This window comes from Rouxiella sp. S1S-2 (assembly GCF_009208105.1).
Taxonomy (GTDB): domain Bacteria; phylum Pseudomonadota; class Gammaproteobacteria; order Enterobacterales; family Enterobacteriaceae; genus Rouxiella.
On record NZ_WFKL01000002.1, the window covers coordinates 22,383 to 36,504 of the forward strand.

At 47.5% G+C, this 14,122-nt stretch carries 12 protein-coding genes and 2 pseudogenes; 7 read left to right on the forward strand and 7 right to left on the reverse strand.

What is annotated here, in order from left to right; all coding sequences use genetic code 11:
* Positions 1 to 544: 544 nt before the first annotated feature.
* Positions 545 to 1,435, forward strand: a complete 891-nt coding sequence (locus GA565_RS23825) for a LysR family transcriptional regulator (protein ID WP_152201760.1) — start codon at positions 545 to 547, stop codon at positions 1,433 to 1,435.
* Between the two features lie 488 nt (positions 1,436 to 1,923).
* A complete protein-coding gene (locus tag GA565_RS23835) occupies positions 1,924 to 3,042 on the forward strand; it encodes an NADH-dependent flavin oxidoreductase (RefSeq protein ID WP_055778473.1) in 1,119 nt (372 codons plus the stop codon).
* A 306-nt stretch (positions 3,043 to 3,348) separates the two neighbouring features.
* Here GA565_RS23835 and GA565_RS23840 read toward each other — a convergent pair whose 3' ends face one another.
* Positions 3,349 to 3,726: a hypothetical protein gene (locus tag GA565_RS23840; RefSeq protein WP_152201762.1), complete on the reverse strand. Its 378-nt coding sequence runs from the start codon at positions 3,724 to 3,726 to the stop codon at positions 3,349 to 3,351.
* A 226-nt stretch (positions 3,727 to 3,952) separates the two neighbouring features.
* Positions 3,953 to 4,308 (reverse strand): annotated as a pseudogene (locus GA565_RS23845) (GNAT family N-acetyltransferase); the annotation flags it as partial.
* A gap of 524 nt (positions 4,309 to 4,832) precedes the next feature.
* Here GA565_RS23845 and GA565_RS23850 point away from each other — a divergent pair.
* The 3 genes and pseudogenes from GA565_RS23850 to GA565_RS23860 all read left to right on the forward strand — a co-directional run.
* Positions 4,833 to 5,345, forward strand: a complete 513-nt coding sequence (locus tag GA565_RS23850; RefSeq protein ID WP_082457398.1) for a M48 family metallopeptidase — start codon at positions 4,833 to 4,835, stop codon at positions 5,343 to 5,345.
* A gap of 58 nt (positions 5,346 to 5,403) precedes the next feature.
* Positions 5,404 to 5,754, forward strand: coding sequence for a DUF3147 family protein (locus GA565_RS23855; RefSeq protein ID WP_152201764.1), 351 nt, complete (start codon positions 5,404 to 5,406; stop codon positions 5,752 to 5,754).
* A 366-nt stretch (positions 5,755 to 6,120) separates the two neighbouring features.
* Positions 6,121 to 6,461: pseudogene (locus GA565_RS23860) on the forward strand (hypothetical protein); the annotation flags it as partial.
* A 43-nt stretch (positions 6,462 to 6,504) separates the two neighbouring features.
* Here the strand turns inward: GA565_RS23860 and GA565_RS23865 are convergent.
* From GA565_RS23865 to GA565_RS23880, 4 genes are read right to left on the reverse strand one after another with little or no spacing between them, the layout of a single operon-like run.
* Positions 6,505 to 7,422, reverse strand: a complete 918-nt coding sequence (locus GA565_RS23865; protein ID WP_152201765.1) for a LacI family DNA-binding transcriptional regulator — start codon at positions 7,420 to 7,422, stop codon at positions 6,505 to 6,507.
* 27 nt (positions 7,423 to 7,449) lie between these two features.
* The gene (locus tag GA565_RS23870) at positions 7,450 to 8,832 is read right to left on the reverse strand and encodes a glycoside hydrolase family 1 protein (protein WP_152201767.1); all 1,383 of its coding nucleotides are present in this window, start codon (positions 8,830 to 8,832) and stop codon (positions 7,450 to 7,452) included.
* Between the two features lie 19 nt (positions 8,833 to 8,851).
* A complete protein-coding gene (locus GA565_RS23875) occupies positions 8,852 to 10,180 on the reverse strand; it encodes a PTS sugar transporter subunit IIC (RefSeq protein ID WP_152201769.1) in 1,329 nt (442 codons plus the stop codon).
* On the reverse strand, positions 10,177 to 10,500 hold the full coding sequence (locus GA565_RS23880) for a PTS sugar transporter subunit IIB (RefSeq protein ID WP_055778493.1): 324 nt from the start codon (positions 10,498 to 10,500) through the stop codon (positions 10,177 to 10,179). The genes GA565_RS23875 and GA565_RS23880 overlap by 4 nt, the downstream gene beginning before the upstream one ends.
* A 656-nt stretch (positions 10,501 to 11,156) precedes the next feature.
* Between GA565_RS23880 and GA565_RS23885 the strand changes: the two genes are divergently transcribed.
* Positions 11,157 to 12,392 carry a DegT/DnrJ/EryC1/StrS aminotransferase family protein gene (locus tag GA565_RS23885; RefSeq protein WP_152201771.1) on the forward strand — a complete coding sequence of 412 codons (1,236 nt, stop codon included), beginning with the start codon at positions 11,157 to 11,159 and terminating at the stop codon, positions 12,390 to 12,392.
* Entirely contained in the window at positions 12,376 to 13,224 is an 849-nt protein-coding gene (locus GA565_RS23890; RefSeq protein ID WP_152201772.1) for an HAD-IIB family hydrolase, read from the forward strand. The genes GA565_RS23885 and GA565_RS23890 overlap by 17 nt, the downstream gene beginning before the upstream one ends.
* On the opposite strand, the gene GA565_RS23895 is transcribed toward GA565_RS23890, so the two are convergent.
* The gene (locus tag GA565_RS23895; RefSeq protein ID WP_152201774.1) at positions 13,205 to 14,107 is read right to left on the reverse strand and encodes an EamA family transporter; all 903 of its coding nucleotides are present in this window, start codon (positions 14,105 to 14,107) and stop codon (positions 13,205 to 13,207) included. The two genes, GA565_RS23890 and GA565_RS23895, sit on opposite strands and share 20 nt — an antisense overlap.
* Positions 14,108 to 14,122 lie beyond the last annotated feature (15 nt).

The following is a 14,122-nucleotide window of genomic DNA, read 5'->3' on the forward strand; positions in this document are numbered from 1 at the left end:
CTAAAAATGAAGCCGATGTCTTAAAGCTCGGGGCATCAGGAATAATGGATCTGTTGCAGACTTTACCGCTTTGCGGGAGTGGGGCTCATTATATGAAAAACGAACCGGGTCGAGCAGCTATGAGGGCCATCTTACCGTTTTTTCAAAAGTCCGTCCCCAAGGCCAGATCAGGCTGACCAGTGGCGAAGATATGCATCATTTCCTGACTCAGAGCTGATTAAGTCAGTCTTGTAGATGTCCGATCTTCGCTCTTCGCTCTCAGCGGACCTTCAGCTCACCCTGTACGTCCGTCTCGTGCCAGAAGCGGAAGTTGCTAAGCCTTGGTTCTATTGAGCATTAGTGATTGATAAGAAACCAACATTACTTCTGTTTTTAAGGATCGCTATAGTTATGTCAAAACATAATTTTGACAGGGATCAACTGCCAGATGTATGAACATTTCTTGTGGATGAGGGGGCTGGATAGTTACCAATAGACAAACCTCCTCAACAAGAATTATTTTATTAAGTCTGGAATGTTAATCCATAAGAAACTTGGTACATAAATGCGCCGTAAAAATGTGAACGATTATCAAGCCTTTATCGCAGTAGCCCGAGAAAAAAGCTTCACAAAAGCTGCCGCTCAGTTAGGTGTCTCACAGTCGGCGCTGAGCTACACCGTAAGGACTCTTGAAGCAGATCTTGGTCTTCGTCTTCTTACCCGTACCACACGTAGCGTTTCTGTGACAGAAGCTGGCGAACGGCTACTTTCCCGTATAGGACCACATTTTGACGAAATTGAAAGTGAGATCGCTGCGCTCAGTGGACTGAGAGAAAAACCAGCCGGTACTGTGCGCATTACTTCCGTTGAACATGCAGCCGATACAATACTCTGGCCTAAGCTCGCCTCGGTGATGCTTGAATATCCCGATATCAACATTGAAATTATCAGTGAGTACGGACTCAAAGATATTGTCGCTGAGCGCTATGATGCCGGCGTTCGGCTGGGCGAACAGGTGGATATGGATATGATTTCCCTGCCGCTTGCCAGGGACTTCCGTTTTGCAGTGGTCGGAGCGCCCTCCTACTTTATGGGAAAGACATTTCCGGGAACGCCTCGTGATTTAAACGACCACTGCTGTATCAGATTACGCCTGCCCACTCATGGCGGATTGTATACCTGGGAGTTTCGCAAGGATGAGACTGAAATTAAGGTCCGTATTGATGGACGAGCGACTTTCAGCACAATAAATCTGATGAGGCAGGCCGCCCTTGATGGACTGGGACTTGCCTATCTGCCGCTAGATACCGTGGAGAATGATCTTGAAAACGGGATGTTAGTCCAGGTGCTGGCAGACTGGTGTCCCCCGCGTCCCCCCTATCATCTTTACTACCCCAGCCGTCTACAACATTCGCCGGCATTTGCACTTGTGCTCGAAGCACTCCGCGCCCCATAACCTTTGAGCGCTGTTTGTCCTGGTCCATATCGAACTCATTTTCTTATAACCCTATTAATAAAACCTCCTTCTAAGCCCATGCAAAATTAAGCATCTAATTTCTCAATACTAAAGAGATTAAGATGGCCGCTGAAACAATCCATGTTCTTTCAGCGGCCAGGGCCGCCATCATGTAAATGAAGGAGTCTTGCAATGAGTAAAAAAACAGGTGGGTTAAATCGCCGTAATTTTATCCTGACGAGTTCAGTGGCCTCAGCAGGATTACTGATGGCTATTTAACACAGCCACTCCTGATAGTAGCCCGTAGCAAGGCTGGCTCGGTCTGGCACAGCCAGGAATTACACAAAACTGCGGCTTCTGTTCAAAAAAACCTGCATATCATCCCAGGTGCAACGCATAGGGATCTCTATGATGGTCAGGGTGCAAAGGTTGCAACGAGTAAGCTGGCTCCTTTCTTCAAAAATCATCTCGTATAGGTATGACTATCCATGAAACAAACTCCACTTCTTGAAAGATTTTCACTCGGTAAAGGTGTGACTCTGCGCAACCGTATTGTGATGGCCCCGATGACGACCTGGGCGGGTAATGATGACGGCACGGTATCTCATGAGGAAGAAGCATATTATCGTCGACGCGTTCAGGACATCGGGCTGGTGATTACTGGCTGTACGCATGTTCAGGAAAATGGCATTGGATTTACAGGGGAATTTGCTGCATATGACGACAAATTTATTCCCGGTTTAAAGCGCCTTGCAGCAGCTGCAAAAAGCGGTGGAGCACCGGCAATCTTACAAATTTTCCATGCAGGTGTGAAAACCAGCCCTGAACTGGTGTCAGATATCGTAGCCGCAAGCGCTGTTCCCGGTGATGCCGGCCCATTCGCACCTTCCGTTACCCCTCGCGAACTGACATGCACTGAAGTCGAAACTGTTATTCAGGCTTTCGGTGAAACAACTCGCCGTGCAATAGAAGCAGGATTTGATGGTGTTGAGTTACATGGTGCTCATGGTTTTTTACTTCAGAATTTTTTCTCCCCTCATTCTAACCGAAGAGAAGATAAATGGGGCGGCTCTCCTGAAAACCGTATGCGTTTCCCACTCAGTGTCATCGAATGTGTGCGAAAAACGATTGCTGAGCATGCAACCAATCCCTTCCTGATGGGATACCGCATTTCATTGGATGAGCATTACGAAGATGGGTTGCGCATTGATGAGTCGCTTCAACTGGTTGATCGACTGGTCGATGAGGGGATTGATTATCTTCATGTATCCCTGGGTAATGCACTTGAAGCCAGACCGGTTGATGCACCGAATGGACCCAAAGTTATCGAAATTATGCGCGATCACCTTGCTGGACGTATACCGCTGATTGTTGCAGGGCAGCTGCGAACACCAGATCAAGCAGAGGATGCTGTTAAAGCAGGAGTGTCTTTGACGGCCGTAGGTCAGGGAATGGTGATGAACCCAGACTGGGTTAAATTTGCAGAGGGTAAAGCTGAAGGAAAAATTGCTCTCAATATTGCTGTATCTGACGCTGAGCAACTCGCTATACCCCAGAAACTATGGCGCGTCATTGAGGAAACCACTGGCTGGTTTAACATTCGTTAGATATGACCCAAGGGTAATATGACAATAAGAATCAAGATGCAGTTGATTTTATTGTAGAAGTTAGAAGGTTCATATTAAAAATTTACATGGCCGGATTTCGGGATGAGCTGGGTTACGGTCATGTAAATTTTACCTTATTCATTTAAGACTCTTTCAAATTCGAGGGCTATTATTTCAGGCATAACTTCCGCTCATCGCTCAACGCTGCCTGTCATGTCTGCTTAAGAAATAGGCTTAACGTAGGATATTTTCCCTTTTCCAAGCGGACCCCGTTTTTTACTCGCTAGTTACACCTGGATTTAATCATCAAAAACATGCTTGTTGAGTTATGCGTTTCCCCACTAATACCACTTTGAAGCTTTGGGGGTCGGCATTGAGTACCGCATAGCGTATTTGCGGACAAATCAGTTCTAAGCTTCGTTTGCTACAATCAAGCTGTATTAAAGAGCGTACGCCGGATTCGGTTTGCACCCTATTGGTCTCAGGATAGTCGCTGCAATCAAATCCTTTTTTACTTAACTTTTCTTTCGCCGCATCCAAACTCATTCCGATAAGATTTAGGCTTTCGACTTCTCTGGAATGCGATTTTTCAGAAACTCGAGTCAGTGAACACCCGCTCAGTAATTGAGCGAAGAGTAAGAAGAATATAAGGATTAATATATTTTTATTGTCTATTCTCTGCATCAGGCGACCCTTTAGGTTTTTTACCTTTGAGCGATATTGTTAGATATTGCAGTAAACAGAGTGAGGAGTATAACTTAAAATTCTCCGCTCAAAACCTATGTCAGGGCAAAGACAATCTACACTTCGGTGAATCGTGACTTTTTCATTGGCACCACCTCCGTTCAGGGGAGTGTTTATTATGCCGGAATTCTTTTTTTGAATGGAGCAGGATGTTGGGGGAGGGTCACGTCTGCAAGCGAATTTCACCAAGCTCCGCTTGAGCTGCTTTACTTTCAACATGTGCAGCAATCTACCGCCGATTCCTATTCCTTGCCAATGGGGATGTACCGCAACATTTTCGATCCAAAGATGATCAGCCTGGGGCCATATTTCGATGAGACCAACTACTTCTCCTTCGACAATGGCGAGGTCAATGTCATGCTCACGGATGGCTTTATTAAAATCGGCCGTCATCGGAGTCGGTTCACGACCAATAACTGAAATCCATTTGGAATAGGCCGCAAGTACAATCTCACGAACTAATCCCGCATCATTTTCTTCCGCGCGGCGGAACCAAACGGGGATATCAGGCGATTTGCTCATATAATCTCCTTAAACTCGACTGCCACTAATATGTGCAACATAGCAGGCTGTACAGCATATTAACTAATTAACCCCGGATTGGCGCTACCAGCACCAGTCTCACGTAGCAACTGCCAGGTTACTGACACTGGATAGAATCATCAAAGTGTACGGTTGGAGGTAAAAGAGATAGGAAAGCCTGCTACCGGCCCAACTGTTAGGATTGACTTGATAACTGAGATCCCGCCGTTAGAATCAAAATCAACGGGTGTGTAATGCCCGCTCCTTGCTGGTAGCAGATCTCGTGGCGCTGTGCCATAGGCAGACGTTGGAGATGCCTGTAAAGACACCATTAGGTTCCTTTTGCCGGTTCATCTCTTAAAGAATGGCGAAATCCCTTTTATTCTATTAATTATATAGATATGAACACAATGCAAATTCATCAGCGCGATTCTTGGCAGTTTGGATGGGGTTATACGTAGATATCTTCGTCTTCAGTGTGAAACGGCGTTGAGATCGTTACTGAGGGGCAAGTAAGGAGTCTTATGTTAATCAGCAACTTCACTGAAGTGGATGATATTATGAAAAATCTTCAATTACTGAACCATGCCATAGAGCTTAGAAAGCAGGGTCGCTTTGAAGAAAGTAGACAGCAACTTTTTTCCATCATCGGGTCTGAAGTTTATAACGGGATTATTTACCTTAACATCGCATGGTCTTACGATAATCAAGGTCTTGAAAGCGATGCCTTGGGTTACTACACAAAAGCCCTCAAAGAGGACTTATCCAAAGAAGACCACTTTGAAGCCAAATTTGGGCTCGCCTGTACTTACAGATGCCTAAACTTTTTTGAAGAGGCGGAACTATTATTTGAGTCTCTAATCAGTGATTATCCTGAGCGTAAAGAGGTAATCCCTTACTTTGCACTTAGCCTGACATCAGCAGGTAAAAAAGATTATGCGGTGAGGATCCTCTTAGAACTAGTCGTTAAAAACCCGCCAACAGAAGGCATTCAGGCATATCAAAAAAACCTTTTGGGATACCTCAAAGAGCTTTGAAGCCGGTTGATATAGTGGATGTTATGGTCAGTCGAATTTACTTGGTAAGAGGATAAAAATGCTCTGGCTGATAGTTAAATATGCAGTGACTGCAGGGATGATTGTGCTAATTTCTGAAGTAGCAAAGCGAAGTGATCGGCTCGGTGGCTTGCTGGCTGCATTGCCTCTAGTGACCGTTTTAGTGCTGATATGGATGAAGATCGAAGGGCAAACGCAGCACAAAATTGCGAGTCATGCATGGTACACGTTTTGGTACGTGGTCCCAACGCTTCCGATGTTTCTTTGTTTCCCCCTCATGTATAAGCGGTGGGGATTTTGGATAGCATTGCTGGCATCCTGCCTCATTACAGTGCTGATTTTTTGGGTATATGCGCATGTGCTTCACAGATTCGGTATCGACCTGATGTGACATCATTAATCAATGGAGACGTGCCGTGGTGTGCTACACATGGATGTTAATAAATTTAAAATCCGATCTGCTTAGCGTAATTCAAACGTCCCACAGTTCTTAATGTCTTTATTATCAGGACAACCTTCAGTCAGGCAGTCAGGACCGGTTGGTCCCCTCCTGCCTCATAGCAGGCCTAACGAAACTTTACAGGCCCTCTGACCTTAACCCCGTTAATTAATACATCGTGATGTTAGTAATGCCTTAACCAGTGGTTAGAATAGCTGCGAACTTTCACTTTTCGCTCGAAGCGGACTGTTATGCCTGCTTAAAAAACAGTCATACGTGGGATATTTAATGAGATGGTCACTCGCTCATTCCCAGTACTACGTTGATGCCGAAGCCATTTGTGAAGCTGCATCGCGTCCATCTATGCGTTTCGTAAAACCTCGAACGGAATCTCAGTTGAAAAGAAAGTTGGACGAAGATGAGGTTGGACGACATTGCTGGGAATGAGTAAGCGAGGTAACAAAAAGGTCCGAACTTTGTAGCTTCAATGAGCCAGGGTATTCATACAAAAACTGGAACACCAGTCTGGCAAGTTGGCCGATTGGGTCAGGGATTTACTGTGCCGGAAGAGCAACTTTGTCTTCACTTGTGCTCTGGCAAACAAGCTGGCCAGAATAGCCTGGGCACTCACGGCGCGACAGCAAATTTATGAAACATAACGGCAGGAATTGACCATAGTTTCCGTTTTCCAAGCGGACCCCTTCATGCAGGCAAAGAGAGCTGACCGCGAACCGGCTCGCCGGTGTTCGCTGAAAACTGCCCGGCCAGCAACGCTATTGCTCTTTGTGCCAGCGTTTCCAGCGGATAGGCAATCGCCGGAACCGCTGAAACGCCCGGTGGCAACGTGCTGTCGAGGCTGAACACCATCACGCTATCCGGCACGGCGCGCCCCTGCTGTGCAAGCTGACGCAATGCGTCCTGCGCAGTGGCATCGTCCGGCACCAGTAATGCATTAAACGGAACGTTTTGCGCTAGCAGTTGTGTGAGTGCCTGCTCGCCGCTATACACTAACCGACGGTCATACGGCAGCAGGAATTTCTCCAGCGCCAGATGATAGCCCTGAAGAATTTGGCCTGCGGCCTCACTGTTTTCAGCGTTAATCAGCGCAATCTGTCGCCGCCCCTGTTGAAGGACATACTGACAGGCTGTTTCGGTCGCAAAACTACGGTCAAAATGAATACTGCGCCCGCAATTTTCATCGAGGCAATCTATGGTGATGACGTTTTCAGGCAGCGCGGGGAGCGCAAAACGCGCTCCGATAACAATCATCGCATCACACAGCCCCCGCCCGATCTCGTCAACCGAATGCGCAAGGCTTGCAGCATTGGTCGCGAAACGCAGCAGTAAATATTTCTGATTCAGGCGCAGCTCTTTTTCCAGCGCATGCAGATAACCGGTGCTCTGGTTGATATTTTCCGCTGCACAAATCACGCCGATGCAGCCGGTAGACTGCGTGGAGAGAGACTGCGCGATCATGCTCGGTTTATATTGCAGTGTTTCAACTGCCTGCATTACCGCCAGGCGGCTCTCCTCTTTGACTCCGCGGCTGCCACTCAGGACACGGGAAACCGTCGCTTTCGACACTTTCGCCAGCCGCGAAACGTCGTTAATGTTTGCCATGTCTTTCCTTGTGTAAGAGATTTACTGTCAGTTAAAACCGTGTTCTGCAGCGACTTTAGCAAACCATTCGCCACTTTTTTTCACCGTCCGCTTCTGCGTTTCTAGATCTAATTGCACAAAACCGTAACGGTTTTTGTAAGCGTTCATCCATGACCAGCAATCGATAAACGTCCACATATGATAGCCGAGACAGCCGCTGCCTTCCTGCAATGCGCGGTGCAGCCATTTAAGGTGCCCACTCACGAACTCGATGCGGTAATCATCGTCGATCCGCCCTTCCTTCTCGAAGCGCAGTTCATGTTCCACGCCCATGCCGTTTTCGGAAATAAAGCACCGCGGATTACCGTAGTTTTCGCGCAGATTGGTCAGGATATCGTAGATGCCCTGCTCGTAGATTTCCCAGCCACGGTGCGGGTTCATTTTGCGCCCCGGCATGACGTAGTTATCGAAGAACCATTCTGGCATAAACGGGCTTTCCGCGTTGACCATACTGTCGCGGCACTGAATGCGACGCGGCTGGTAATAGTTGATGCCCAATAAATCCACCACGCCCTGCGTCAGCAGTTCCTTATCACCCTGCTGGCAGGCCGGAAGCTGATCGTGTTTTTTCAGCAATTCTATCAGCTCCTGAGGATATTCACCGCGCAGCGCCGGGTCGAGGAAACTACGGTTAAACATCAGATCAGCAATGTTTGCCGCTTTAAGATCTGCCGGGTTTTGCGAGCGCGGGTACGACGGTGTGAGGTTGAGGATAATACCAATTTCGCCCCCCTGCTGGCGTGCCCGGTACGCTTTTACCGCCAGCGAATGCGCCAGCATCGTATGGTAGGCCACGGTCGCCGCACGTCTGAAATCCACCACGTTCGGATAGTGGAAGTCATACAAATATCCACCTTCCACCGGCACCACCGGCTCGTTGAAGGTAAACCAGTGTTTCACACGATCGCCAAACAACTCAAAGCAGGTATCAGCATATTTTTCATAGGCGTGAACCACATCGCGGTTTTCCCAGCCACCAATTTCCTGCATCGCCATCGGCATGTCGAAATGGAACAGATTGATGAAGGGCTGCACGCCCTGTGCCAGCATTTCGTCAATCACCTGGTTATAAAACGTCAGCGCTTCAGGGTTCACTTCGCCGCGTCCGTTGGGGATCAGTCGCGCCCAGGAAATCGAAGTGCGGAACGTGTTGTGGTTCAATTGCTTAAGCAACGCGATATCTTCGCGCCAGTTTTTGTAAAATGTCGATGTGTCCTGCGGCCCAACGTCGCCGTGAAAACGCGTCGGTTGCTGGGAATACCAGTGATCCCATACCGTGGCGCTTTTACCGTGGCTCAGGGTTTCCCCTTCCGTTTGTGGTGCGGAACTGGCACTGCCCCACCAGAATTCTTTTGGAAATTGATATTTCACCGTCATCCTCGCTTGTCCGTTAGCTGTTAGCTGGCAAGGCGTTACCCGCCGCTTGTGGTGTCGCCTTTTCTGCTTCCTGTTTCAACAAAGTACGTTCGTAGGCTTTCAGGAATGGGTAATACATAACTGCCGATAACACCATACAGAAAAGACACATAATTACCGGGCTGAATGCCCAATTTGCGGCCCATGACGCACCAATTGGCGCGGGCGTCGTCCAGGGCGTAAGCGACACGACCTGCGCGACCCAGCCGAGTTTGGTGGCGGTATACGCGAAGACCGCGTTGAGCATCGGTACTAGCGTGAAAGGCAGGAAAAACACCGGATTCATAATAATCGGCGTGCCGAACAGAATGGGTTCGTTGATGTTGAAGAAACTCGGCACCACGCCCATTTTACCAATAGTACGTAGATGTACGGCCTTGCTGCAGAGCAGCAGAATCGCCAGTGGCAGGGTCGAGCCGACGCCGCCGATCAGCAGATAGTGATCCCAGAATCCTTGCAGATAGATGTGCGGCAGCGGAGCACCAGCCTGTAATGCAGTCTGGTTCAGCGCCAGATTGGTCATCCAGAACGGGTTCATTATACCTGTGACAATCAGCGCGCCGTGAATACCGGCAAACCACAGCACCTGGCAGATAAACACTGAAATCAGGATCGCCGGCAGTGAGTCAGAGGCCGAAACCAGCGGTGCCAGCAAATGCATAATCGCTTCAGGAATGATCATGCCGGTGGCTGACTGAATAAACAGGTTAAGCGGATGCAGCGTGGCGACAATCACCACTACCGGGATCAGAATTTCAAATGAACGTGCCACGCCGGTAGGCACTTCCTTCGGCAGGCGGATAGTAATGTTACGGCGTTTAAGCAACGCATACACTTCGGCGGCGTAAATCGCCGTCAAGATCGCGGTGAAAATGCCTTCACCGGAGAAATATTGGGTAGAAATCTGTTTATCATGATACGGCGCGGCCACCAGTAGAAACGCCATAAACGCCAGCAACCCGGTCATGATCGGGTCGAGTTTGTAATGCTTACCCAGGCTTGCGCCGATACCGACGGAGATGAAGAACGTCATGACCCCCATACTTAGATACCACGGCAACATCAGCTGTTCGCGGTATTTCAGCGACAGATCCAGCCAGCCGCGCGCGAAAGCATTGGTCGTGTCCGGTGAAAATGGCGGGAAGATAAAGACCAACATGAAGGAGCCGATAATCATAAACGGCAGCGCGGCGATGAAACCGTCACGAATGGCAATCACATGCCGCTGCTGGCCGACGCTGCCGGCCAGTGGCGTGATATGCTTCTCGATAACGTTGACCATCGCCTGATAGAGACCACTCATACGCGGCTTCCTTGTTGTGCGATCAGGCCGTAAGCGAAGTCCAGCACGTTATCGCCGCGCTGCATGCCGTAATCAATCATGTTGATGGTTTCGACCGGAATATGGAATTCTGCTGCTTTTGCCGATAAATCAGCCTGCATGTAACGCACCTGTGGCCCGAGCAACACCACTTGGTAATCACGGAATTTTTCATCAAACTCGCTGGCACCGAAAGCCTCAATCTGCACTTCCTCGCCCCGTGCCGACGCGACCTCTTTCATTTTGCGAACTAACATACTGGTCGACATCCCCGCCGAACAACAAAGCATGATTCTTTTCATTCTGCTTTACTCCACGATGATTAATGTTCTGCCTTTTTTTTTCTTCTGAGGGTATTTGAGTCAATTTGGAAACCGGTTTCCATCATCGTGAAACCAATGTGCGAAGAGGGTCAAAGATTTATCGGTAGATTACTGCAGGGTGTGAATACGGTCACGAAGCGGAAAAATTCTGCAATGCAAAGCGGAGAAAAAGGACTAAGGCGAACAATTTATAAATTAAAAAAAAACAACCGATGGTCGCGATCGCGATATTTTTTCCTCCTGCTCCTTTACGCGCCTTTTGAACCTCTGTCATTCTTCTCAGAAACTCTATCAGGGGGCAGTTTGGATATCGAAAATTATTGTACGTTTTGACTGTTTTTGTACTTTCGGCTTTGGTTAGAAATACGAGGCGAAATTGTCCTGTAGTTACATCCATCACAATTGCTAATCAAAACTTTCTCGTTTCACACTTCAAAAAGCACTCAGGCAGAGGGCTTCCAGGTTGTAGAAAAAATCCTTTAGAGATAGAAACTTAATATGGTGATAAGCCAAACTATGATGCCCATCACTAACATAATTCATTAAGTTGTGATCGCATCCGCTAATTCGTAATACAAATGTCACACATAACTCTCCAATGGTTTATTTATATCCCACATCAAATGGAGGTGTTTATGGAAGAATTTAACGATGTCTGCGTTTTAAATGAAATGGTTTTCAGCGCATCAACGGAGAATGAACTAAAGGAACGGTTTAAAGATATTTACCAGAGAATTAATGATGAGCAGGAATATGATGAGTCCGGACATATTGCATTTCTGCCTCTATCTAGACTGAACTCACGTCAAGAACGACTGGAATGCCGGGACATCATTTCAGATGTCATTGAAAGCGGGTTTTTTACCAGCGGGCCGTATATTGAGAAAATAGAAGAAATATTAAAAAATATCTATGGTGCATATACATGCATTGCCACCAGTAGCGGAACTGATGCGTTAAAAATCGCGCTTAAATCTGTGGGTGTTGCTCCCGGTGATGAAGTGATTGTCCCTCTGAATTCCTTTGCAGCTACTGAGAATGCTGTAATGGCTGTCGGGGCAGTGCCGGTGTTCGCAAATATTGATAAGTCTTTCAATATGCTTGCGGATGAAGTGGCACGCCTTAAGACATCTAGAACAAAAGCGGTATTACCTGTCTGTCTTTATGGCTCGTGCCGGCATATTGATGTTATTTACCGCATAGCTAATGAGGCCGATATCCCCGTTATTGTAGATGCAGCACAGTGCTTCGGGATCCGGTCACTCATGAATTATTGTGACTTGCTGATTCTGAGCTTTAACCCGTTCAAGAATATTGGTTCATTTGGTAAGTCCGGGGCGATACTGACTCAATCTCCAGAGCTTGCGCGCATGGCGAGACAATATTCCTATCATGGATTTTCTGAAGGTAAAAAGAATATAAAAGCCCAAAACTGGGGGTTTAACAGCCGCATGGATAACATGCAGGCTGCCACGCTCAGTGTCAAACTCAGACACTTTGAAAATAACGCAAAGAAACGCTCTCTGCTTGCCGCACGCTACCATCTTCTGCTGGCAGAACTGTCACATAAAATAATGCTTACGCCTGAGAAATATCAGAATACCTGGCATCTATTCCCTGTACTGATCTGCCAGGGGGAGCGTGATTCTTTGTTTTCCTTTGCGCGTGAAAGAGGAGTTGAGTTAGATATTTACTACCCAACCCTTTCCCATTGCGGGGAACACCCATTAGCTAGCGCTTATTCCAGTCCTGAACAGTTCGCCCCTTCTGAAATTATTCATTCTGCATTGTTTCATCTTCCGCTACATAACCACATGTCGCTCCAGGAACAAAACAGAGTTATCGAGGTACTTTATGACTTTTTTAAATGAAAAATGGCCATCTGAATTTCCTTTCCCAACGGTGATTCGTACTGTGGTGTGCTGCGATCTTGACGAAACATACATTCCCTCGGGCAGTAACAAAAAGGCCTTGGGGGGAGTTGACCTGTTGGAGTCGTATATTGAATCCAGTGCGGTTGAAAAAGGCATCCTCGCAGGTTGGGTGACAGGAACTAATCTGGATTCGGCCTGGCGAAAGTCCAAAGGCTATATTTCACGGAGTCCCCATTTTATCTGTTGTAGCCTAGGTACTGAATTCTACTGGGTGAGAAATGGCATGCTCTGGCCATCGGAAGCCTGGTCTGAACGGATACGTCGTTCAGGATATAGCCGTGAAAACGTCGACGGTATAATCTGCATGCTGCTGGAAAAAGGTATGCCCCTGAGTAAACAACCGGACGATTATCAGGGCCTCTATAAAACCAGTTGTTACTATCCTGAAGGTCCGGCAATGGACAGTGATTTTGCCTTCATACAGGCACTTGCTGATGAACGACGCGTTCGTGTCGTTTTTACCCGCTGTAATCCAGCCGCCGGTGATCCACCTGATTGTTATGATGTTGAATTTATCCCGCTTTGTTGTGGCAAGGATCAGGCAGTGTCGTTTCTCATGGAAGAAACCACTCTTCCGAAAGAAGCCATTATCGCATTTGGTGACAGCGCGAATGATTTCGCCATGTTTGCGCAGGCTGGGAAAGGTTATCTGGTGAGTAATGCCGACCCGTTCGCGATTAAGCAGTACGGCAGCAGTCTGGACCTCATCAATAACTTTGCAACAGTGCCTTCCGCTGAGCGTCAAACCCCTAATAGGCTCTTCGATTAGACGTTAACAAACCGCCAAACACATTCACCAACAAACCGGCAATGATGATCAGAGCCCCGATAAGTTGTTGGGAGGACAGCTCTTCACTAAGTATTAACGCGGCGCTGAGAATGCCAACAACGGGTACGAGTAATGACAGCGGTGCAATACGCCAGGTTTCATAGCGGACTAATAAAGTTCCCCAGATTGCGTAGCTAAGGATGGTGGCAACAAACGCCAGATAAATCAGAGCCAGGATGGTTTGGCCATTTATATTCAATAAGCTATAGCTGATTGCCGCTTTTCCTTCAAACAGCCATGAGCAGGCGAAAAAAGGCACTATCGGCACTAATGCACTCCAAACAACCAATGATATTATTGGCACCTGGCGATCACGCATGATCACTTTGTTTGTAATATTGCCAACCCCCCATGAGAGTGCAGCAGCCAGTGTCAGCATCATTGCAGTCAGCCTGATACCTCCAGCGACCTGACCTTGCACACCTGCTGCAGCCAACATAAACAAGCCTATAGCAGCAATAAAAATTCCGGTGATATGATTCCATTTTAGTTTTTCGCCGAGTATCAACGCGCCTAACAAAATGGTAAAGAAAGCCTGTGCTTGTATCACTAATGATGCCAATCCTGCAGGCATACCTATTTTGATCGCCATAAATAAAAAGGCAAACTGACCAAAGCTGATGGTCATTCCATACGCCACTAACCAGCGGAGCTGTATTTTCGGCGCCTTGACAAAAAAGATTGCCGGGAATACAACCAGTGTAAAACGCAAGCCAGCCAATAAAAATGGTGGCATAGTATGAAGTCCAACCTTAATAATCACAAAATTAACTCCCCAAGCTACAATTACACAGAGAGCCAATAGCGTATCTCTAAACGACATTATGTATTCCTTATA

Excerpts from the sequence above, each read along its gene's own strand:
- GA565_RS23880 (WP_055778493.1), bottom strand. The coding sequence starts at position 10,500 with ATGAAAAGAATCATGCTTTGTTGTTCGGCGGGGATGTCGACCAGTATG.
- GA565_RS23890 (WP_152201772.1), top strand. The coding sequence starts at position 12,376 with ATGACTTTTTTAAATGAAAAATGGCCATCTGAATTTCCTTTCCCAACG.
- GA565_RS23850 (WP_082457398.1), top strand. The coding sequence starts at position 4,833 with ATGTTAATCAGCAACTTCACTGAAGTGGATGATATTATGAAAAATCTT.
- GA565_RS23885 (WP_152201771.1), top strand. The coding sequence starts at position 11,157 with ATGGAAGAATTTAACGATGTCTGCGTTTTAAATGAAATGGTTTTCAGC.
- GA565_RS23825 (WP_152201760.1), top strand. The coding sequence starts at position 545 with ATGCGCCGTAAAAATGTGAACGATTATCAAGCCTTTATCGCAGTAGCC.
- GA565_RS23895 (WP_152201774.1), bottom strand. The coding sequence starts at position 14,107 with ATGTCGTTTAGAGATACGCTATTGGCTCTCTGTGTAATTGTAGCTTGG.
- GA565_RS23855 (WP_152201764.1), top strand. The coding sequence starts at position 5,404 with ATGCTCTGGCTGATAGTTAAATATGCAGTGACTGCAGGGATGATTGTG.
- GA565_RS23835 (WP_055778473.1), top strand. The coding sequence starts at position 1,924 with ATGAAACAAACTCCACTTCTTGAAAGATTTTCACTCGGTAAAGGTGTG.
- GA565_RS23840 (WP_152201762.1), bottom strand. The coding sequence starts at position 3,726 with ATGCAGAGAATAGACAATAAAAATATATTAATCCTTATATTCTTCTTA.
- GA565_RS23865 (WP_152201765.1), bottom strand. The coding sequence starts at position 7,422 with ATGGCAAACATTAACGACGTTTCGCGGCTGGCGAAAGTGTCGAAAGCG.
- GA565_RS23875 (WP_152201769.1), bottom strand. The coding sequence starts at position 10,180 with ATGAGTGGTCTCTATCAGGCGATGGTCAACGTTATCGAGAAGCATATC.